General features: G+C 66.8%; 20 protein-coding genes. 11 read left to right on the top strand and 9 right to left on the bottom strand.

Translation table 11 applies throughout. The features are described 5' to 3' along the window. Positions 1-47 precede the first annotated feature (47 nt). From ACXKZB_RS07810 to ACXKZB_RS07800, 3 genes are read right to left on the bottom strand one after another with little or no spacing between them, the layout of a single operon-like run. On the bottom strand, positions 48-845 hold the full coding sequence (locus tag ACXKZB_RS07810; RefSeq protein ID WP_488825540.1) for a hypothetical protein: 798 nt from the start codon (positions 843-845) through the stop codon (positions 48-50). After that, positions 836-1,351, bottom strand: a complete 516-nt coding sequence (locus tag ACXKZB_RS07805) for a hypothetical protein (protein WP_488825538.1) — start codon at positions 1,349-1,351, stop codon at positions 836-838. The genes ACXKZB_RS07810 and ACXKZB_RS07805 overlap by 10 nt, the downstream gene beginning before the upstream one ends. Positions 1,352-1,404: 53 nt before the next feature. After that, on the bottom strand, positions 1,405-1,659 hold the full coding sequence (locus ACXKZB_RS07800; protein ID WP_488825536.1) for a DUF1653 domain-containing protein: 255 nt from the start codon (positions 1,657-1,659) through the stop codon (positions 1,405-1,407). A 47-nt stretch (positions 1,660-1,706) separates the two neighbouring features. On the opposite strand from ACXKZB_RS07800, the gene ACXKZB_RS07795 reads away from it, so the two are divergent. From ACXKZB_RS07795 to ACXKZB_RS07780, 4 genes are all read left to right on the top strand, one after another. Beyond that, positions 1,707-2,306 (top strand): TMEM175 family protein, encoded by a 600-nt coding sequence (locus tag ACXKZB_RS07795; protein ID WP_488825534.1) that lies wholly within the window; start codon positions 1,707-1,709, stop codon positions 2,304-2,306. A gap of 18 nt (positions 2,307-2,324) precedes the next feature. Next, positions 2,325-2,696 (top strand): hypothetical protein, encoded by a 372-nt coding sequence (locus ACXKZB_RS07790; protein ID WP_488825533.1) that lies wholly within the window; start codon positions 2,325-2,327, stop codon positions 2,694-2,696. A 121-nt stretch (positions 2,697-2,817) separates the two neighbouring features. Then, the gene (locus tag ACXKZB_RS07785; protein WP_488825532.1) at positions 2,818-3,261 is read left to right on the top strand and encodes a thioredoxin family protein; all 444 of its coding nucleotides are present in this window, start codon (positions 2,818-2,820) and stop codon (positions 3,259-3,261) included. Next, entirely contained in the window at positions 3,258-3,734 is a 477-nt protein-coding gene (locus ACXKZB_RS07780; protein ID WP_488825530.1) for a DUF4395 domain-containing protein, read from the top strand. Before ACXKZB_RS07785 ends, ACXKZB_RS07780 begins: the two co-directional genes overlap by 4 nt. Positions 3,735-3,915: 181 nt before the next feature. Here ACXKZB_RS07780 and ACXKZB_RS07775 read toward each other — a convergent pair whose 3' ends face one another. Beyond that, a complete protein-coding gene (locus ACXKZB_RS07775; RefSeq protein WP_488825528.1) occupies positions 3,916-4,857 on the bottom strand; it encodes an ADP-ribosylglycohydrolase family protein in 942 nt (313 codons plus the stop codon). Positions 4,858-4,948: 91 nt separating this feature from the next. Here ACXKZB_RS07775 and ACXKZB_RS07770 point away from each other — a divergent pair, with 91 nt between their 5' ends. The 5 genes from ACXKZB_RS07770 (at position 4,949) to vsr (ending at position 10,050) form a co-directional block, all read left to right on the top strand. After that, positions 4,949-5,593, top strand: a complete 645-nt coding sequence (locus tag ACXKZB_RS07770; RefSeq protein WP_488825526.1) for an NUDIX hydrolase — start codon at positions 4,949-4,951, stop codon at positions 5,591-5,593. A gap of 85 nt (positions 5,594-5,678) precedes the next feature. Further along, positions 5,679-6,575, top strand: coding sequence for a MurR/RpiR family transcriptional regulator (locus ACXKZB_RS07765; RefSeq protein ID WP_488825524.1), 897 nt, complete (start codon positions 5,679-5,681; stop codon positions 6,573-6,575). An 8-nt stretch (positions 6,576-6,583) separates the two neighbouring features. Then, positions 6,584-7,501: an N-acetylmuramic acid 6-phosphate etherase gene (gene murQ, locus ACXKZB_RS07760; protein ID WP_488825523.1), complete on the top strand. Its 918-nt coding sequence runs from the start codon at positions 6,584-6,586 to the stop codon at positions 7,499-7,501. Positions 7,502-7,561: 60 nt separating this feature from the next. Further along, positions 7,562-9,100, top strand: coding sequence for a PTS transporter subunit EIIC (locus ACXKZB_RS07755; protein WP_488825522.1), 1,539 nt, complete (start codon positions 7,562-7,564; stop codon positions 9,098-9,100). A 95-nt stretch (positions 9,101-9,195) separates the two neighbouring features. Further along, the gene (gene vsr / locus ACXKZB_RS07750) at positions 9,196-10,050 is read left to right on the top strand and encodes a DNA mismatch endonuclease Vsr (protein ID WP_488825521.1); all 855 of its coding nucleotides are present in this window, start codon (positions 9,196-9,198) and stop codon (positions 10,048-10,050) included. Here the strand turns inward: vsr and ACXKZB_RS07745 are convergent. The 4 genes from ACXKZB_RS07745 to ACXKZB_RS07730 form a co-directional block, all read right to left on the bottom strand. Further along, complete coding sequence (locus ACXKZB_RS07745; protein WP_488825519.1) at positions 10,040-10,495, bottom strand: hypothetical protein; 456 nt, start codon at positions 10,493-10,495, stop codon at positions 10,040-10,042. The genes vsr and ACXKZB_RS07745 overlap by 11 nt on opposite strands. A gap of 72 nt (positions 10,496-10,567) precedes the next feature. Next, positions 10,568-13,546, bottom strand: a complete 2,979-nt coding sequence (locus tag ACXKZB_RS07740) for a type I restriction endonuclease subunit R (RefSeq protein WP_488825517.1) — start codon at positions 13,544-13,546, stop codon at positions 10,568-10,570. Beyond that, on the bottom strand, positions 13,543-14,730 hold the full coding sequence (locus ACXKZB_RS07735) for a restriction endonuclease subunit S (protein ID WP_488825516.1): 1,188 nt from the start codon (positions 14,728-14,730) through the stop codon (positions 13,543-13,545). The genes ACXKZB_RS07740 and ACXKZB_RS07735 overlap by 4 nt, the downstream gene beginning before the upstream one ends. Then, a complete protein-coding gene (locus ACXKZB_RS07730) occupies positions 14,723-16,249 on the bottom strand; it encodes a type I restriction-modification system subunit M (RefSeq protein WP_488825515.1) in 1,527 nt (508 codons plus the stop codon). The genes ACXKZB_RS07735 and ACXKZB_RS07730 overlap by 8 nt, the downstream gene beginning before the upstream one ends. A 912-nt stretch (positions 16,250-17,161) precedes the next feature. Between ACXKZB_RS07730 and ACXKZB_RS07725 the strand changes: the two genes are divergently transcribed. Both ACXKZB_RS07725 and ACXKZB_RS07720 read left to right on the top strand, forming a co-directional pair. Next, the gene (locus ACXKZB_RS07725; protein ID WP_488825514.1) at positions 17,162-17,605 is read left to right on the top strand and encodes an HNH endonuclease; all 444 of its coding nucleotides are present in this window, start codon (positions 17,162-17,164) and stop codon (positions 17,603-17,605) included. A gap of 173 nt (positions 17,606-17,778) precedes the next feature. Next, positions 17,779-18,144: a hypothetical protein gene (locus ACXKZB_RS07720; protein WP_488825512.1), complete on the top strand. Its 366-nt coding sequence runs from the start codon at positions 17,779-17,781 to the stop codon at positions 18,142-18,144. A gap of 80 nt (positions 18,145-18,224) precedes the next feature. Here the strand turns inward: ACXKZB_RS07720 and ACXKZB_RS07715 are convergent, their stop codons facing one another. Next, complete coding sequence (locus ACXKZB_RS07715; protein ID WP_488825511.1) at positions 18,225-19,157, bottom strand: NADP-dependent oxidoreductase; 933 nt, start codon at positions 19,155-19,157, stop codon at positions 18,225-18,227. Positions 19,158-19,324 lie beyond the last annotated feature (167 nt).

The following is a 19,324-nucleotide window of genomic DNA, read 5'->3' as shown; positions in this document are numbered from 1 at the left end:
GAGAGCCCCGAGCGCCCCGGCGCTTCGTCCGATCGACACAACGCGCATCAGTCCTCCGCTCCAGACCGGAGCAGGTCGTCGTGCCGTGACATGGCTGTTCGACACACCTGTTTCCACGCGGGGCCGCGCTCGGACAGCATCGATGGCCATCGCGCCTCGTCGTCCTCCGCACGGAGGAGGGCGAGATCACGCTGGTCCAACGACGCTCGCACGGCTTCGCCGACGCCAGAGAACGCCCGGTCGTAGTACGCACCGTCCGTCTCCGTCACCCGCTCACCGCGGATCGCACGGACGGCCTCGTCGAACGTGTACTGGGAGCAGTTGGTCAGGAACTCCTGCTGCGCCGTCGGGGCAGGGGCGGATGTCGACGACGACCGCACCTCGGGATCCTCGCGAGGCGGATCGACCTGGGAGATCAGATCGCGCGGTCCGACGACGAACCAGTTCGCGCCACGCCGGGCTCCGCGTCCCTCCACGAGAGCGTCAGCCCATGACGGGAGGATCTGGTCGACCGACCGACTGCTGCCGTACACACGAACGGAGACCGTGTCGGCCGCGTCCACGCAGTCGTAGCCACGCATCGAGTCCCAGAACGTCAAGTCGTCCTGGTAGTCGTCCCGGTCCGCACAAGGGAGCCCCGCAACGAGCACATCGGCAAGACGCTGCTGCGAAACGGTCTCGATGATCCGAGCGCTTTCCGTCGCCGGGCGAACGGTTGTGGTGGTCCGGGGCGTTCGGGTCGTCGTCGGGTCGGGAGCACCGCACCCGGTCGCGGCGACCGCGACGGCGCAAGCGCCCACCCAGATGAGCGAGCGCCTGCGCCGACGTCTCGCGATCAGCCCCACTGCACGCCCGCGACGCCCGAAGCAGTCATTCCCCGGATCTGCTTCGATGCCGCAACGTTGCCCCAGTTGATGACCACGCCACGGCGACCGGTCCCGCATCCCGACGCGGTCCACGTCGTCTGCGCACGAGCGTTGAAGCCCTTGCTCCACACGCAGACCCCGACCCGGCCTTGGTCGCGGTACCAGCTGTACGTGACCTTCGTCTTCGTGCTCGACCCGATGATGCTGCACCCCGACACGGACGTGAGCATCTTCGGGATCGCCGCGAACGCGCGGTCATGGCAGGGATTCTTCCGGCTGATCGAGTTCCCGTCCTCATCGACCCGGGTCGCGTTCGCGGGGTCGAAGGTCGGGTCGACGACCAGGTTGTCGGGAACGGCCGACGATGGGTCAGGTTCGGCCGCGACCGCCGGGCCAGCTGCCAGCAACGGTGAGACCACCGCGGCGACCGCGGCGACCGCGGCGACCGCGGCGACGACCAGCATTTGCTTCATGGTGTGCTGCACTGCACACCCCCCTTTCAGTCAGTCAACCGCTCTGGTTGCCGCTGCAAGGTATATCAATGTGGTGACTGAAATGACAAATCCGGCTGGTCCGCGCTCGGTGCCGGTACGAACCGCGGCCCGTCGTACCCGTCACGGGTCACGTGCGCCGTGAAGTCCGCCAGCGTGCGGACCCAGTGCCCCCGCTCGCCGTACAGCGCCCGGTAGACGACGACCGGCTCCTCGGTCTCGACGTCACGGGCGACGAGCAGCACCTCGTAGTCGTTGCCCTTGAAGTGGCGGTACCGGCCAGGAGTCACGTCGTCGCTCACACCCGCGATGCTAGGGCCGGGCGGCAGAGCGCTCCTACACTCGGGCCATGACCGAGCACGCTCGAACGGACCGCGGCCTCGACCGACTCGTCAACTTCTCGGACGCCACCGTCGCCATCGCGATCACGCTCCTGATCCTGCCGCTGGTCGACATCGCCAGTGACCTGCGCGACGGCGAGGGCGCAGGCGACCTGCTCAGAGCGCACTGGCCCGCCCTGCTCGAGTTCCTCATCACGTTCTGGTTGATCTCGCGGTTCTGGATCCTCCACCACCAGGTGTTCGAGCACGTCCGCTCCTACAACGCCCGGGTCATGCAGTTGAACTTCGTGTGGCTCATCAGCATCGTGTTCCTGCCCTTCGCCGCGAACCTGCTCAACAGCGGCGAGAACGACGACCGGGTGGCCCACGCGCTGTACCTCGGCAGCATGGTCGTGACGAGCCTGGCGCTCACCGGCATCGAGCTGGTGCTGCGGCGGAACCCGGAGTTGCTCTCGACGCCGCTGGGCGACTCGGCGCGGGGACTCATCGCCACCGGCCTGCTGTCGCTCGCCCTGATCCTCTCGGTGGTGTTCCCGAGCATCGGCCTGCTCTGGGCCCTGCTCCTCGTGCTGCAGGGCACCGTCGCCCGGCTGCTGCGCCGCGTCTGAGCACGGTACGGTCAGCGCATGGGCCTGGGGGACGCGGAGACCGTGCTGGCACGCAAGAACGCGAACTTCGTCATCGACGAAGCGGCAGCGGAGGCCGGCCTCGTCCGTTCGATCGCAGCACCCGGCCGGTTCGGGATGCGCCGTCACGAAGCCGCTGGAGGCCGCCTCACTCTGACCCCCGCGGTCCTCTGGTTCCGCGCCCACCCGTTCAACGTCGTCCGGCCGACGTTCGGCATCCCGCTCGACTCGATCGCCGAGCTCCACGACACCTCGCGCAACGTCTCGCGGCAGATGCAGGTCGTCCTGCAGGACGGGCAGCGCCTGACGTTCGTCATCTGGGGCGTCCGGGCGTTCATCGAGCGGATCGACCAGGCGCGCACCGCGCTCTGACGACGACGCCGACGCCGACGGCGACGCTGCGACAGCGAACGAGCCGCCGGCCTCGTGCCCCGAGACCGTCACGTTCGGTCACGTTTGCCTCCGACGCACCGGAACGACGTAGCGTCACGGCATGACCGTCATCGTGGCCGTCGCCGTCCCGGTGGGAGTCCTCGCCCTCGCCACCGTGATCGGCCTGCTCCTGCGCGCAAGCACCGGCCGCGCGCGGAACACGGAAGCCAATACCGACAGCACCGTCGCCGACATCGCTCCAGCGACCGCCTTCGGTGCACGCGCCACCCTCGTCCAGTTCTCGACGCCGACCTGCGCCCGCTGCCCCGCGACGGCCCGCCAGCTCGACAGCCTCGCAGCGCAGCACGCCGGCGTGACCCGGCTCGAGATCGACCTCGCCGAGCACCCGCACCTCGCCACCCGCTTCAACGTCCTGCAGACCCCCACGGTCCTGCTCGTCGACGGCGCCCGTGCCGTTCGCACCCGCTTCGGAGGCCCACCCCGCCCGCCGGAGCTCGCCGCAGCCCTCGACACCGTCCTCACCGGCCCACAGGAGTCCCGATGACCACCGCACCCGCCAAAGCAGGCATCGACCCGCGCTCCCCGCGCTTCGGTGCCGCGATCACCACGGTCCTGCTCGCCCTGACCATCGTCCTGACGCTGATCCCCGCGACGTGGGTCGTCGGCATCGTCCTGCTCGCGGTGATCGTCGTACTGTTCGCCATCGGCGGCATCGCCGGCATCCGCCGTCACCCCTACGGCGCGATCTTCCGTCGCTTCGTCCGGCCGCGGCTCGCCCCGCCCGCCGAGCTCGAGGCCCCAGAACCCCCGACCTTCGCCCAGCAGGTCGGCCTGTTCGTGACCGCGGTCGCGCTGCTCCTCGCCCTGCTCGGCGTGCCGTACGCGGCCCCGATCGGCGCGGCCGTCGCCCTGGTCGCAGCCTTCCTCAACGCCGTGTTCGACGTCTGCATCGGCTGCGTGCTCTACGTGTGGCTGGTCCGAGCGGGCGTCTTCCGTCCGCGACGCGGCATCGCCTGACGGCGGTCGACCGGGAGGCCCAGCCCGCTTCCGCCCCGCCGCCCGCGCCGTCGGTCTGGTCACGTCCACCGCCCGGCGAACAACCGGAATCACCTCGCGCCGCGCGATTCCGCGGTTCGAGGTGACTCCGGTTGTGCGGCGGCGGAGGCTCCCCCCACGGCAGCCTCCGACGCCGGGTCGGTCAGACGGCGAGCGCCTGCTCACTGAGCGCGACGAGGTCGTCCGCTCGCAGGTTCGGCCATCCGTGCAGCAGTTCCCGCCACTCGGCCGGCAACGACGACGCCCCGTACAGCGCACCTGCAATGCCACCGGCGATCGCAGCAACCGTGTCGGTGTCGTTGCCGGTGCGCACTGCACGGACCAGGGCATCCTCGAGCGAGGAGCTCTGCTTGACCGCGGCATAGGCGGCCTGCAGCGCGGACACCACCCACCCGTTCGACTCCGTGAAGTCGACGGGCTCCGAGTGCTCGGCCGTGACGATGCGGTCCACCCACAGTCGGCGCCGGTCGAGGTCGAGCAGGTCGATCCCACGCAGGACGTCGAGCTCGCCGGTCATCACCGCGTGCCGGATCGCCACGCACCAGAGCACGCACGCGTCCCCTGCGTCGGACTCGTAGTGCGTCAGGTCGCTGATCGCGCGAGCCGCAGCCGCGAGCCGCTCCTCTTCGCCGGCGTCACCGCGGAGGTAGGCGAGCACCAGCGGTGCGGTCCGCATGAGCGACCCGTTACCGGCGGAGCGGCCCGTGAACTCGTGCTCCTGCCGGGCCGCAGCCCGCGCGACGGAGGCGATCCGCGCCTCCAGACCGATCAACACGTTGCGCGTCTGGATGCCGACGTCGGGCGCGTTGACCGACCACGCTGCCCAGGCGGCCACCAGGCCGTCGAGGGCTGCCTCCGACGCCGGGTCGCCGCCGCGGGCGACCGTGCGGAGGATCGGAACGGCCATGCTCGTGTCGTCCGTCCACTCCCCCGGCGCCCACCCGAGGGAGCCGCCGCCGGTCATCGTGATCGGGGTCGGCGCGGGTACTGCCGGTCGGAACTCGTACCCGGCGCCGAGGGCGTCGCCGGCGGCGGAGCCGAGGACGGCACCGACTGCTCGGTCGTGGATCTGCGGGGTGGTCATGTGGACCTCCGGATCTGGTTTGCGCGGAATTGCGTAAAACCGATCCTGCATTGCTCGCCGCTTTTACGCAAGTGTGCGTAAACTCACCGACATGACCAACGAGTACCGCGACGCGAGCGGCCGACGCCTGACGGACTACCCGCGACCCTCCGTCGCCGTGGACACCGCCGTGCTGACCGTTCCCGTGGGCGGTCCACTGTCCGTCGTGCAGGTGCGCGATGCCACCGAGGGTGACTGGCGACTCCCCGGGACGTTCGTGCACGAGGGCGAGCGACTGGCGGACGCGGTGCTGCGGTCGCTCTCCTCCAAGGCGGGCGTGACGGGGCTCGCACCGCAGCAGCTCCACGTGTTCGACGACCCCTCGCGAGACGACCGCGGGTGGGTGCTGTCAGTGGCGCACCTCGACGTGGTGCCGGCTCGTACTCTGGACCTGGACGAACCCCGGGTGCGACTCGCGCCGGTGGTCGAGGCGCGCGGGATGGTGCACGGGCACGACGACATCCTCGAGTTCGCGGTCGCTCGGCTCCGGTCCGTCTCCATCGACGCACCGGATCCACACGGGTTGCTCGAGGAGCCGTTCACGATGTCGGAGTTGCGGCAGCTGCACGAGGCGGTCCTCGGCGACCGCCTGCTGCCGGACTCGTTCCGGCGAGCGATGCTGCCGAAGCTGGTCGCGACGGACACGAAGCGGGCGGACGGGCCGGGGAAGCCGGCGACGCGGTACCGGCGGGGGTGACGGAGCCGCACCCCTCCGCAACCCTGTAACGCGCAATGTACTTTCACGACTGGTGCTCGCGCACGAAAGACGCTTTCATGGCGGAATGACGATCACCGAGCGAGCCGACCGGGTCGAGCGCGCCGACGCCTTCGCCCTCGTCCGCACCCAGTCGGCCACGATGCCGTCGAGCATGCGCGCCATCGCCGACGCCGTGCTCGAGGACCCGGCAGCCGCAGCGACCACGAACGCCGCCGAACTCGCCGGCCGCGCAGGCGTCTCCCCCGCCACCGTCTCCCGCTTCGCCCAGCACCTCGGCTTCGCGAACTTCGCCGCCCTGCAGCGCAGCATGACCCGGGCCGTCGAACGCGGCATCCACGAGCGCGAGCACACCGAGATCCACGCCGGGGTCGCCGTCGACGACGACGTCGCCACCGTCATCGCGAAGGTCACCGAGGACGTCCGCGCCGTGATGGCCGACACCCGTGCCGCGCTCGACCCGCACGCGCTCGACGCAGCGGCCGCAGCCGTGAGCGAAGCCCGCCGGGTCGTCCTGTACGGCGTCGGCGCGAGCGGCATCGTCGCGCGGGACCTGCACCTCAAGCTCGAACGCATCGGCATCGTGAGCTCGATCGCCGACGACCCGCACAACGCCCTGACCCTCGCGAGCGTCATCGGCGAGCACGACGTCCTGGTGCTCGTCAGCCACTCGGGCTCCACCACCGAGACCCTCGAGGTCGCCCACGCCGCCGCCGCCCAGCGGTCGACGATCGTCGCGATCACCGGCCACGCCAACGCTCCGCTCGCCACCGCGGCCCACCACGTCCTGCTCGGCGTCGCCGGTGCCGAGAGCGCCCTCCGCCCCGCCGCCATGGGCAGCCGCATGAGCCAACTCGCCATCGTCGACGCCCTCTTCATCGTCGTCGCGCAGCGCACCGACGAGCGGTCCCAGCCGCTCCTCGCCCGCAGCCGCGACGCCGTCCGCACCCACCACCGGAACTGAGCACCACCATGACCCACAACCACGACGCCCTCCGCGACGAACTCGCCGCCCTCACCACCGAGGCGACCGACCACTCGCTGGACGACATCGACACGATCTCCACGCTCGAAGCTGCCCAGCGCATGAACGCCGGCGACCGCAGCGTGCCTGGGGCACTGGAGCCGTGCCTCCCGGCCATCGCCCTGGCGGCAGACTCGATCGCCGCAGCGTTCGCGCGCGGCGGCAGACTCGTCTACGTCGGCGCCGGCACGCCGGGCCGGCTCGGCGTCCTCGACGCCAGCGAGTGCCCGCCCACCTTCGGCACCGACCCGGGCCAGGTGGTGGGCGTCATCGCCGGCGGCGACGTCGCCCTGACCACCGCCGTCGAAGGCGCGGAGGACGACGAAGCAGCGGCCGTCCGCGACCTCGACGCGCTCGGCCTGACGGCCGACGACGTGGTCGTCGGGATCAGCGCGTCCGGCAGGACCCCTTACGTGATCGCAGCCATCCTGGAGGCCCGGCGCCGCTCCGCCCTGTCGGTCTCCGTCGCGTGCAACCCCGACTCGGCCGCGGGGCGGGAGGCGGACATCGCCATCGACGTCGTCGTCGGCCCCGAGTTCATCGCCGGCTCGACCCGCCTGAAGGCGGGTACCGCGCAGAAGCTCGTGCTGAACATGCTCACCACGCTCGCGATGGTGCGCAGCCACAAGACCTACGGCAACCGCATGGTCGACGTGCGCGCGACGAACGCGAAGCTCGTCGCGCGGGCGTTCTCGCTGGTGCAGGACGTCACCGGCGCTTCCGACTCGATCGTTTCGTCTGCGTTGTCCGAAGCCGACGGCGAGGTGAAGACCGCCATCGCCGTGATCCTGACCGGTGCCTCCGCTAGCGACGTGCGTTCGCGTCTCGATGCTGCATCCGGCTCGTTGCGCGCCGTCATCTCCTGACCCGCTCTCCCCTTCTCCGCTTTCCTTCCGCTCGATTCCTTTCCCCCGAGGAGCACAGCAATGCCCGATGCACAGCAACTCGCCCAGCAGATCCTCGACTCCGTCGGAGGCTCCGCGAACATCGCCGACGTCGAGAACTGCATGACCCGACTCCGGGTCGAGGTTTCGTCTCCCGCGTCGGTCGACCTGCCGGCGCTCCAGGCCACCGACGGCGTCATGGCCGCCATCGCGGCCGGCTCCAACTTGCAGATCGTGCTCGGCCCGGGTCTCGTCGACCGCGTGGCCGACGACCTGGAGGCCCTGCGCGCGTCCGCCCCGCAGACTGCGGCTGGTGGGGCTGGTTCGTCCAGTGTCGCTGGTGCGTCGGGTGCGTCGGGTGCGTCGCCCGAGGAGCTCGCCGCTCGCGGCGCATCCATCAAGGCGTCCGCACGGTCCCGCTCCGACGGCCGCACGATGCGTGCGATCCGGAAGATCTCCGCGATCTTCATCCCGCTCATCCCCGCCTTGATCGCCTGCGGGCTGATCGCCGGGATCAACGGCATCCTGACGAACCTGGGGTGGGTACCCGGCGTGACGCCGTTCCTCGGTGTGCTCTCGTCCGGCTTCCTATCCCTGCTCGCCGTGTTCGTCGGGATGAACGCCGCGAAGGAGTTCGGCGGCACACCCATCCTCGGTGGTGCGGTCGGCGGCATCATCGTCGCGGCCGGCGTCGCGAACGTCACCGTGTTCGGCGAGACCCTGGCTCCCGGGCAGGGCGGTGTGCTCGGTGCACTGGCCGGTGGCATCCTCGCCGCCTACGTTGAGCGGTTCATGCGCCGGGTCACCCCCGACGTCATCGCGCTCATCGTCGTGCCCACCGTGACCGTCCTCGTCGCCGGTTCGGTGACGCTGGGGATCCTGATGTCCGTCGCCGGTGTGGTCTCCGTCGCGATCGGCACTGCTGCCACCTGGCTCCTCGCGAACGGCGGGGCCTTCGCCGGCTTCGTGCTCGGAGGGCTCTTCCTGCCGCTCGTCATGACGGGCATGCACCAGGGACTCATCCCGATCCACACCACCCTGATCGACCAGACCGGGTGGACCGTGCTGCTGCCTGTCCTCGCGATGGGAGGGGCCGGGCAGATCGGTGCCGCGCTCGCGCTCTGGATGCGCTTCCGTCGCAACGAGGCGCTCTCCCGCACGATCCGTGGTGCGCTGCCGGCCGGGTTCCTCGGAGTCGGGGAACCCCTGATCTACGGTGTGACGCTCCCCCTGGGTCGGCCGTTCATCACCGCGTGCATCGGTGGGGCGTTCGGTGGCGGGGTCGTCGGGCTGTTCGACCAGCTCGGGCACTCCGTCGGAGCGATTGCCATCGGTGCCTCGGACCTGTCGCTCATCCCGCTGCTGAACGGGTCGTCCGGCTACGGGTGGGCGCTGCTCGGGTACGGGTCGGGGCTCATCGTGGCGTACGTCGTCGGATTCGTGGCGACGCTGCTGTTCGGGGTGTCCGACTCAGTGCGGGCCGATCTGGAGGCGCAGTCGGCTGCTTCGACTGGGGATCCTGTCGCTCCGGCTGCGCCCCTCGATGTGCCGGTCGCGGTCACCTCAGGCAGCTATCGCTGATCGCTCGTTCCCTCACCTACCCGTTCGGCCATCCACCGCTCCACAGATCAGCGCCTCGATCCTCGAAGCGATGACCGCCCGACGAGGATCGGGGCGTGGAGGAATGGGAAGCGGACGACGCTCGGCGACGACACATGGCTCGCTTCGGTCGACGCGACACGGCGCCCGAGCTGTCGTTGCGTCGGGAGCTGCACCGGCGGGGCCGTCGATTCTTCATCGACCGGCAGGTCAGCCGGCAGTGCCGCGTGCGGCCAGACCTCGTGTTCCCGCGCGCACGGATCGCCGTCTTCGTCGACGGATGCTTCTGGCACTACTGCGAGGAGCACGCCCACCTGCCGAGGGCTAACGCTGAGCTCTGGCGTCGGAAGTTGCTCGCCAACCGCCAGAGGGATGCACAGAACCAGGCGATCCTGGTGTCGGAAGGCTGGCATGTGCTGCGGTTCTGGGAGCACCAAGATCCCGCGGACGCCGCCGCATCTGTCGAGCAAGCGCTCGATCGATGGAGTGCGATCGCTCGCGCCGCCATGATCATGCCGGGCAGGATGGACCGCATGATCGAAGTCGTCGCCGGTGTGCTGACCCGACCTGACGGCCGGGTACTCGCTTGTCGAAGGGCGCCGGGTCGATCTGCGGCGGGGCAGTGGGAGTTCCCCGGCGGAAAAGTCGAGCCGGGAGAACTCGCTGGGGAAGCCCTGCGACGAGAACTGCGCGAGGAGCTGAGCCTCGACGTCGTCATCGGCGAGCCGATCGACCGCTCCGTCACCCGTGTGGGCAGCATCGACATCGACCTCGCCACGTACCGTGTCCCGTGGTTCGGACCCGGGCCGACGTCGAGCACCGACCACGACGAGCTGCGCTGGCTCTCCCCCACCGACCTCGGCTCGCTCCGATGGGCAACGCCCGATCTCCCCACCGTGCGTGTGCTGACCGACGGATCGGCTACGGCCTGACTCCCCGAAAGTCCCCACTCGAGCTCGGCCACCACACGGTGATCCCGACCGAGGTGCAGAGCTCCACCATCGAAGAATTCGGTTCGGACGGCAAGAGTACGGCCGGAGTCACCGACAGACCGCGACGTCGCGCGACCGCCGCGTAGTCGAGTGCCTGCCCGATCGCCGTTCGGACGTAGGCCCGGGCCGTCGACTTCTTCGCTTCAATGACCTGGCCCAACGTCGCGACGTACAGGTCAGGCAGGATCGTCACCCCGTCCTCCGTGAGACGCAGCACCTGCACGTCCTCACCGCGAGCACGGAGCCATTCGCCGAAGCGCGTCTGCAGCTCGAACTCGCGGCGAGAGACGGACCGCTCCGACTCGCCTTCGTCGACCCGGCGCACCTGGTACTCACTGAAGTCGAGCGGTTGCCAGGGGGTCGTGGCCGGCAGACGCGATTCCAATCGTCACTCGCCAGTACGTCCAAGGGACGTCCGATGACAGCCTGTCGCTGCAGATCGCTGAGACTCCAGTCGTCAGTAGTGCTTCAGGATGTATCCCCAGGCAGAGTCGAACGGCTCACCGGTGAGATGCAGCTTGTACTTCTGAAACAGTTGACGCAGCTGACGGCGGATCGCCTTCTTGGAAGCGTCCTTCGTCGCCCAGTTCGGATGTACGGCCTGCTTGACCAAGGCATCGACCTCGGCGACAACCTGCGATACGAGCACAGTCATGCCCTCGGGACGGTGTTCTTCGAAGATGCGCGTGAGCATGCCGATGTTCGGGTCCGGGAGATCTGCCAGGACCCCGCCGCCTGATTCGACTTCTGTGATCTTGAGGTCGTTTGCGACGCCGAACAAGGTAGTGAGGAACTCGATGGAGTCCTCCGCCGTCGCAATCACCCGCTGACGCAGCTGATCCAGGCGCTCCGCGATCGACGAGTAGCGAAGCCCTCCCTCACCGCCACCGTCGAGCTTGCGCTGAATGCGAGCGGTGAGCGAATCGAGGATCTCCCTTGCAGACTTCCCCTCGTACTCGGTCGGGACCGGCGGCAGCTGACCGGTTTCACTCATCTTGCGGATCGTCTCTGCGTCGGCGATAACGACAGCGATGTTCCGATCGGAGACTCGGACGCTGCGCATGTGCTGGTGAACCAGTTCACGCGTCTTCGGCCCGAGACGCTCCCACAGCAAATCATCGTCGTCGCTATCAGCAGGTATTGCGGCGTACACCTGCGCGTACCAGCGGTAGTCGTCAGCCCAGTCGTCGAGAGCCGCGTCCGGGAAGATCGTCTCCCACAGTCCCTGCGAGAACGCGAACTCTGCGCGAAACTCTGCGCGGTCCTCGCTGTCGGCCGGCACCCGCTCCAGCGCCGCCTGCAGCGAGTCCATGGATTCATCTCGGTTGATGCCGACGAAGCGGCGCCGAATCTCCTTAAGAGCGCCCTTGAGGGTGCTCAGCAGCTCCTCGGTGTCGATCTGGCGCTGTGCGTGTTCGGGGTTGGACGGAGCGATCGCGCGAGCGAATCCGTCGCCGAGGCCGACATAGTCGACGATCGTGCCGTAGCTCTTGACGAAGCCCGTGTCCGGGTTGCGCCACGGCCTGTTCGTTCGGGTGATTGTCTGAAAAAGCGTGTGGAGTTTCATCGGCTTGTCTAGGTACAGAACGCCCTCAATTGGAGCATTGAACCCAGTGCCAAGCTTAGCGGTCACGAGGAGGAACTTCAGCGGGTCGTGCGCGTCCCGAAACCGGTTCAGCAGCGCTTCCTCTTCGGCGTCGCTGAGCTTGTACTGCCCGTAGTCACTCTTCCCGGACGCCGAGATAACGACCGCCACCTCGGCGGCGCGCCCGGAGCCGGCTAGCACGCCACGGAGTGCTGCATCGTAGAGGAGGCAGAGCTCCTGATCTGCTACGACAATCTGCGCCTTCATCCCCAGCGGGTCGATCGACTTGTAGAAGTGGTCGACGATGTTGGCGCTGACCGCTGCGATCCGTTCCGGATTGTGGAAGATCGCCCGAGCGTTCGCGACTCGCCGCGCATAGGACTCCTTTTGCGTCTCAGTGAGCTCTTCCTCGGTGGCAAGCACATCGAATGCCGCGTCGAGCTCATCCTTGGCGATGTCGAACTTCACTGGCCGAGGAACAACCCTCATCGGCACGGTGGTTCCATCGGCGATGGAACGGTCCGAATCGTATATTCCGAGAGCCGATCCCGGATCCCGCTCGTCTCCGAACAGCTGGTAGGTGTTCCGGTCCAAGTCTGCGATCGGGGTGCCGGTGAAGCCGTATCGGTGAGCGTTCGGGAGAGCTGCGCGCATCGCCTCTCCCAGCGAACCCTCCTGGGTGCGGTGGGCCTCGTCGACGAGCAAGACGATGTTGTCACGCTCGCTGAGAAGGCCGGCGCCGGCAAACTTGTGCACGGTCGTTGCAATGATGCCGCGCTGACCCTGCTTGAGCGCTGTCTGCAAGGACGCGAGCGTGGCAGCCCTCACCGGCTCAGGGACACCCGCGGAGGCGAACTGCGAGAAGGTCTGCGTGACCAGCTGAGTGCGATCAGCCACAGCGACGATCGTCGGGTTGTGCATGCGCGAGTCGAAGTACAGCCGCGTTGCCACCCACGACATCGTCAGCGTTTTACCCGAGCCCTGCGTGTGGTAGATCAGACCGCGCGAGCTCCGCTCGCGGGTGGCTCTGGCGACGATCTGCTCGACTGCCTCGTACTGGAAGTACCGCGGCAGGAGCTTGATCGTACGGCCGGGGCCGTCTGCGTCCTGCACGTCAAACGTCGCGTAGTGCTCGATAAGATTGAGGATGACCTTCGGGCTGAGCAGCCCCACTACGCTCATCTTCACCCGGTCCCACCCCTCGACCGTCGCTGGCACCTCCGATGAGCCCCAACGCTGCCAGTGCTCCAGAGGCGTGCGCACGCCTGCATATCGAAAGTCCTTACCGTCGGTTGCGAAAGACAGCAGGTTCGATGTGAAGAACGTCGGCTGATGCACCTCGTAGGAGGTGAAGATGTCCTTCGCGCCGTCCTTCCACGTCACCGTCGTTGACACAGGGGTCTTCGTTTCCCCCACGGCGACGGGGATACCGTTCACGAACAGCACAATGTCGAACCGGGCCCCCTGATATGTGACCTCGTCCGATACGATGAACGTGTTCTGCTCCGGACGAGCGTAGTCGATCACCTCGTAAGGCTCATCATGGTTTGTGTCGGGCATCAGTACGGTCCCGCGGCCACGCAGCAGCCGCGTGAAGGCCTGGTTCGCCGCCATTAGGCCCTCGTCGGGCGCCGTCAGCGCCGCTCGGCGTAAATTCGCCAGCACAGCGTCAGTGCGTCCGAGAAGCTCCGGGTTCAGCTGCTCAATCGCGGCGCTCAACTCTGATTCGACGAACACCTGCGACATGGTCCGTGGGAGGTCCTTACCTGGGATATATACCCACCCGGCACCCACCAGCAACTGCACTGCTGCATCCTGCACCGTGCTCTTTTCGTTGTACCCCCCGTTCACGCGGCCTCTCCCTCAACCAGAGCATCGTAGGACGACGGAATCTCGTGCTCTCCCGACAACAGCACAGTCAATAGATTTGCACGCAGCGAGCGAAGCGACTCAGCAGTGGCGCGGGCGGCGTCCGCGGCATCACTCATCGCATCGAGATCAGCTGCGATTCCTACTTGTTGCTCAGAGCCGATTTCGGGAACTTCGATCGACATGAGCTCAGTCCGGTTGATCTTCGGCATCTTAGTGCGACCCGAGCGCGCAACGGCCGAGTCAGTGAACGGGCGTGAGACAAGAAGATGCCTAAGGAAGCTGACGCTGCCGTCATCGGTTGGGAGCATTGGATACGCGTCTGCGCTACATAGTCCGCGCCAGGTTGGTATTGCCACTTTTCGCAGGTTCGGCCGAATTTTGGAGTAGATGACGGCCCCAGCTTCGTGCAAATATTTGCCGCTAATGACCTGATCTTCCGCCGCAGAACGCACGCCAATAAGCCGCCCAGTAATCGACTCGATCCTGTCAGTACCAATGTGCGGGAGGGAAGCGGCCTCACCAGTAGGTGGCACGAGTCGCCCAACGACGCGCGCAACATTCGAGAGCGCTACCCTATCTTCACTGCACGACCAGATCCGCAGATCGCGTGTCGATTCGACAAGTTTCTCCGCGCCCTGAACCTCCACCTCGGCCGCTTCCACAGCGTCGTCCAAGGCTGAGACAAGGTCCACAATTCGCCGCTGCTCGTCGAGTGACGGGAGGACCAGCGGAATTGACTCAAACGCGCCTTGACTTAGTGTCTTTCGTCGCAGCACAGTTCCGACACACCTCGTCGACATTGCTTCATGGAACTCGGGTGATGTGGTCAGAACCGCCATATATGCCGGAAGCAGTTGAGATCGATCGATCACGTAGGTGGGGAAGGTTTGCGGGGTGACGAACGCACCCTCGAACCCACTTGGCACTACCGCACTTGGTGCTTCGAAGGCCGTGATTGTCCGATATACCAGGTCGTCGGCGTTAAGCCTGAGAAGCTTGTCGAACTTCATTGAATCCCCGCGAACTGGGTCTCGGTCGACGAGCCCCCATCCACTGCGCTGGACGCCGACGACCCGGTACAGCGTCTCGGCTTCGACGGCGGTGAAGTCGTTCCGCCGGACTGCCACATCACCCAGCCTCGCCTCACGCCAACCGTCACGCATCGAAACCGGCTTCCTTCAGCCGCAGATCAAGAGCCGCCCGCGCAGTGTCCATGCGCTCCTGCGCCTCGCGAAGTGCGGCCAGTGCTGCATCGACGTCAGCTTCGGCCTCGGACTCTGTCTGGATGTACCGACCGATGTTGAGGTCATAGCCATTGCTCTTGATGTCTCCGCGCGAGATAAGACTGACGGCGACGCCATGTTCACCGTCGGCGTCCTCGCCGATCACGTAGCTCGACGTGATCGCATTAACGTCTTCGTCGCTGAGAATGTTCTGGTTCTTCGCGGACTTAAACCGGTAACGGGCGTCAATGAACAGGACATGGTCGCGGCGCCTGGCGACCTTGTTCGCCCGGAAAATCAGCAGACACACCGGAATCGTTGTCGAGTAGAACAGGTTGTTCGGGAGACCGATCACCGCCTCGAGTAGGTCGTTTTCGATTACCCATCGGCGCATGTCGGACTCGCGACCGCCGCGGAAAAGCGCTCCATGAGGCATGACGACGCCTACGCGTCCGGTGTCGTTGTTCATCGTGGCAAGCATGTGCTGGATCCACGCCCAGTCGCCGTTTTTTGCCGGAGGGACGATGCCCCCCAGGGCGCGCTTATATCTATCCTTCACCCAGGTATTCGAAGGCCAGTTGTCCAGGGAAAACGGCGGGTTCGCTATGACGATGTCGAATGTGCGAAGCTTGCCGCTTTCATCGAGAAGCTTCGGCTCCCGAAACGTGTCGCCGCGCCTAATTTCGAAGTCCTCGAGCCCGTGGAGGTACAGGTTCATACGGGCAATGCCCGCGGTGGTGAGGTTCTGCTCTTGGCCGTACAGCAGAAGCGAGTCCGGGTTAGCTCCGGCGAGCCTCACCGCTTCAACTGTTTCAACGAGCATGCCGGCGGACCCGCACGCGGGGTCACAAATCGAGTCTCCCGGCTGCGGGTCGAGGATCTTCACCAGCAGATGCACGACATGCCGAGGAGTGAAGAACTCGCCCGCCTTCTTACCCGATGCTTCCGCGAACTCTCGTAGCAGGTATTCATACGCGGAGCCCAGCATGTCGCCGGACACGTGCGCGGGGTCGAGCGTGAGGCGATCGAACACGCCCATGAGCGCCTTCAGCGCCGACTCCGGGATGCGCTCTGTGTTTGCCCAGTTCACATCGCCGAATACACCGGCGAGCTTGCCGGGATTGACTTCCTGGATGGTGACGAGCGCCTTGTTCAGAACGGCGCCAGGTTTCGTTGTCACTCCAAACGTGTCATCCCAATGGGCGCCGTCAGGGACGAGGAACGTCTGGTAGTCCTCATCTTCGATCTCCTGCGTCCAACCGTCTCCCAGCTCCTCGAGCGCCTCCTCGTGACGGTAGTCGTAGACGTCACTGATCCACTTGTAGAAGAGCACGGGGAAGACGTAGGCCTTGAAGTCACCTGGGTCGACCGGCCCACGCAGGGCGTTCGCGGCAGCCCAAAGCGCCTGCTCGAGCTCTCGTTGCGTGAGGTGGTCGGGTTTTGCGGGCACCAGCGTCATCGAGTCTCCGGTCGTAAGAGGTCCCCGCTCTTGGGGCATGGCTACGCTATCGCGTGTCGCGCGAGCATCCCCTGGAGGCGCTGCCAATTCGATCTCTCCTCGTCGGCGTGACGGGTTCACCCCTGCTCGAGACGATCCCGCGCGCCGGCGGGACGTGGCAGCTGGCAGCTGGCAGCTCGCCGCCTCAACACTCCGAAGCGCGCCGACGACTGCTTGCGCCTCTGCGGAGGCTGACTTAACGACTCGGACCTTCGTCGAGGTGATCCGGACGCACTACGAGATCATTCCCGCCTCAGCGACAGGCCACCTGCCGTGATTGCCCGATCAGCCGCACCCGCAGCAGTGTCAAGGCGATCATGAGCATCCATTCGCATCTCGGTAGCATGACTCGGCAATGCACGGTCAGGAGCGGTACCGCCATTCGGAAGCAGCGCTCCGTTCGGACACTAGCGGTCGACCGCAACTGGGTACTCGGAGCCTAGCAACGTGCGTGCTCGCTGCTTCAGGCGCCTATCGAAATGCACTGTCCCAGACCGCATGGGTGACGGCACTGCAAAATACTCTGTCCGTTCTTGTATTTCAGACATGTCGAGTGGCAGGCGGACAGATTAGCTTGCGGCCGCCGTTACGACGAACGCGCAAAATTCCTCGCGCAACACATCATCAGTCATGTTGGCACAGTAGCAGGCCTGTGGCGTCTTGCGGCCGAACGACGAGGGCACGGAAAGCCCCCACACCGAATGGGCGTTGTCCCGGCTACTCGGCCCTAGCGAAGATGGACGTCAAGATTAGCCATGGTGTAAGAGGAATATTCAGTGCTACGCAGAGCCGAGAACGTGTCGAAGAGGCATCGCATGAACTTGTTCATGCGGAGGCCTGGTCGAGCCGGCCGTCGGACCCTCGACCTACTGCGTGGGCGCAGAGATCCGGAAGGACGAGCTCAGCGAGGCCTTCGCTTCGTCTGGTCGCAAGCCGGTCAAGATCGGGTGCGTGAAGGATTGCCAGTACTGGCGGTTCCGCGGACGATGGTTCTGGGACAACGACACGCTTCTGCCCGAGCAGGTCTTCGCGTTGCTCGAGACGAGGGTTCGTCGCAAGGGTGCGACGATCACTCGAGCACACACCATCGCAAACAGCCCTCCGCAGCCCGCGCAGCACCGTCCCGGCGCAATCCCGATGGACGTGAAGCGGCTCGTCTGGGCTCGCGATGGCGGCCGATGCGGCGCCTGCGGCTTGAGCATCGAGCTGCAGTTCGATTACATCATCCCGGCGTCAGGCAGCGGGAGCAGTGAGCCGGAAAACCTCCAGGTGCTGTGCGAGCCGTGCAACCGGCTTAAGGCCGTCGCCGTCGGTTGAGTGACGAGCGGCGCGAGTCGTGGCAGGGTTGACAGCCTGTCTTCGCGATGCGCTTCAAAATAGATCTCACACAAGCGCTCCTCCTCACCACAACGTGGACAATGATCGCTTCCCTGGGCGGGTGTGCTCGGACGGGCCGTGATCGAGGATTGGCGTCCAATGCACGAGGCGACATGTTCGCTCTAATTCAGCTGACCATCGATGCCGTCGGCCGTGACTGGACAGCGCTCTCAGGCGGACCCGCATCGTCGGAGTGCTCGACGGCCGACCGCAGCTCAGGCGTCACGTTCTCATGGGATCAGGAGCGAACCGGCGCCACGAATTTGGAGTCGCTCGTCCGCGCGGTCGCAAAGACGTGGGAGGAGCACGACTACGACGTGTCCATCAGGCAGGACACGATCGACGACGGTCGGCCACTCTGGTCCGCGGTCACCACCGGGCACGCGATGGACTCGATCTCGATCAATGCCAGCCCTCGACGCGTCTCGATTGAGGTGCAGTCAGCCTGCGGCGCTGGCGACATCGCGGACTACGAGTGACCGAAGGAGAAGGCGCCCGCTGAACAACGAGGGACGCGGAACCAGCCGGCACCGCGCCTCCCACCCATTACGTCGGCGACTCACCACGTCAACACGAACCGCCCCCGCGTCCCCCCAGCCTCCAACCGCTCATGCGCCTCCCCAACCCGCGCAGCCGGCAGCACCTCGGCAACCCGCGGCGTCAACGTCCCACTCTCCACCGCATGCCGCAGCTGCTCGAGCTTGTCGAACGACCGGTACTCCGAGAACACCATCACCTGCACGAACTCGATCCCCCGAGCCCCGTCGCCCTGCCACCCACGTACGTCGAAGAACACTCCCCCGTCTCGAACAGCATCGACGACGACCCCACGCTGCACCGCAGCATCGGCGAGCGCATCGACCCCGTCCGGCACGAGCTCGCGCACCGCGGCAGCGAACCCATCACCACGAGGCACGATGTGGTCCGGCCCGAGCGACCGCACGAGCGCTTCGTCCGCCGAAGCAGCATCCGCGATCACGGTCAGCCCGGCGGCCTTCGCCAGCTGCACCAGGTAGTTCCCGAGCAGCCCCGCGGCCCCGGTCACGGCGAGCGTCTGTCCCGGCGCGAGCGAGGCGTGCGACAGGATCTGCAACGCCGTCAGCCCGTTCATCGGCACTGTGGAGGCGAGCGGGAGCGACGTCCCACGCGGAATCCGCGTGAACGACCCCACCGGCGCGACGAGCTCCTGCACGTAGGCGCCACCGTGGGCGGTGAGCGGCAAGGCCATCGCCATGACCTCGTCGCCGACCTGCCAACCGGTGACGTCGGGCCCGACCTCGTCGATCACCCCAGCGGCGTCCATCCCCGGCACGTACGGCGGTGAGGCCTGCGAGCTGTCCCGCTCCCCGGCACGCACCCCTGTATCGGTCGGGTTCACGGCGAACGCCTGCACCCGGATCCGCACGGATCCCGCACCGGCGTGCGGCTCCGGCACCTCGTGGACGGCGAGGGCCTCCGGCCCTCCGAACTGTTCGACTCCGACGACCTGCATCCTCCCGGTCTACGCGCGCGTTGCTTGACGCAACCTGACGCGACCCACGATCGGACGGGAGGTGGGCCCCACCCGCCGGTTCCGGCGTGACGCGCCAGCGGCACGGCGGCCGTGCCGGGAGGGACGGTGCCAGCCCGCCACGGGCCTCCAGACAGAAGACGGTGACG

The organism is Curtobacterium sp. ABR8 (assembly GCF_057812125.1).
This window is presented reverse-complemented; position numbering and strand designations above follow the sequence as displayed.

Coding starts and splice junctions, on each gene's coding strand:
- ACXKZB_RS07795 (WP_488825534.1), top strand. CDS start 1,707: ATGACCGAGCACGCTCGAACGGACCGCGGCCTCGACCGACTCGTCAAC.
- ACXKZB_RS07790 (WP_488825533.1), top strand. CDS start 2,325: ATGGGCCTGGGGGACGCGGAGACCGTGCTGGCACGCAAGAACGCGAAC.
- ACXKZB_RS07785 (WP_488825532.1), top strand. CDS start 2,818: ATGACCGTCATCGTGGCCGTCGCCGTCCCGGTGGGAGTCCTCGCCCTC.
- ACXKZB_RS07780 (WP_488825530.1), top strand. CDS start 3,258: ATGACCACCGCACCCGCCAAAGCAGGCATCGACCCGCGCTCCCCGCGC.
- ACXKZB_RS07775 (WP_488825528.1), bottom strand. CDS start 4,857: ATGACCACCCCGCAGATCCACGACCGAGCAGTCGGTGCCGTCCTCGGC.
- ACXKZB_RS07770 (WP_488825526.1), top strand. CDS start 4,949: ATGACCAACGAGTACCGCGACGCGAGCGGCCGACGCCTGACGGACTAC.
- ACXKZB_RS07765 (WP_488825524.1), top strand. CDS start 5,679: ATGACGATCACCGAGCGAGCCGACCGGGTCGAGCGCGCCGACGCCTTC.
- murQ (WP_488825523.1), top strand. CDS start 6,584: ATGACCCACAACCACGACGCCCTCCGCGACGAACTCGCCGCCCTCACC.
- ACXKZB_RS07755 (WP_488825522.1), top strand. CDS start 7,562: ATGCCCGATGCACAGCAACTCGCCCAGCAGATCCTCGACTCCGTCGGA.
- ACXKZB_RS07735 (WP_488825516.1), bottom strand. CDS start 14,730: ATGCGTGACGGTTGGCGTGAGGCGAGGCTGGGTGATGTGGCAGTCCGG.
- ACXKZB_RS07730 (WP_488825515.1), bottom strand. CDS start 16,249: ATGACGCTGGTGCCCGCAAAACCCGACCACCTCACGCAACGAGAGCTC.
- ACXKZB_RS07720 (WP_488825512.1), top strand. CDS start 17,779: ATGTTCGCTCTAATTCAGCTGACCATCGATGCCGTCGGCCGTGACTGG.
- ACXKZB_RS07715 (WP_488825511.1), bottom strand. CDS start 19,157: ATGCAGGTCGTCGGAGTCGAACAGTTCGGAGGGCCGGAGGCCCTCGCC.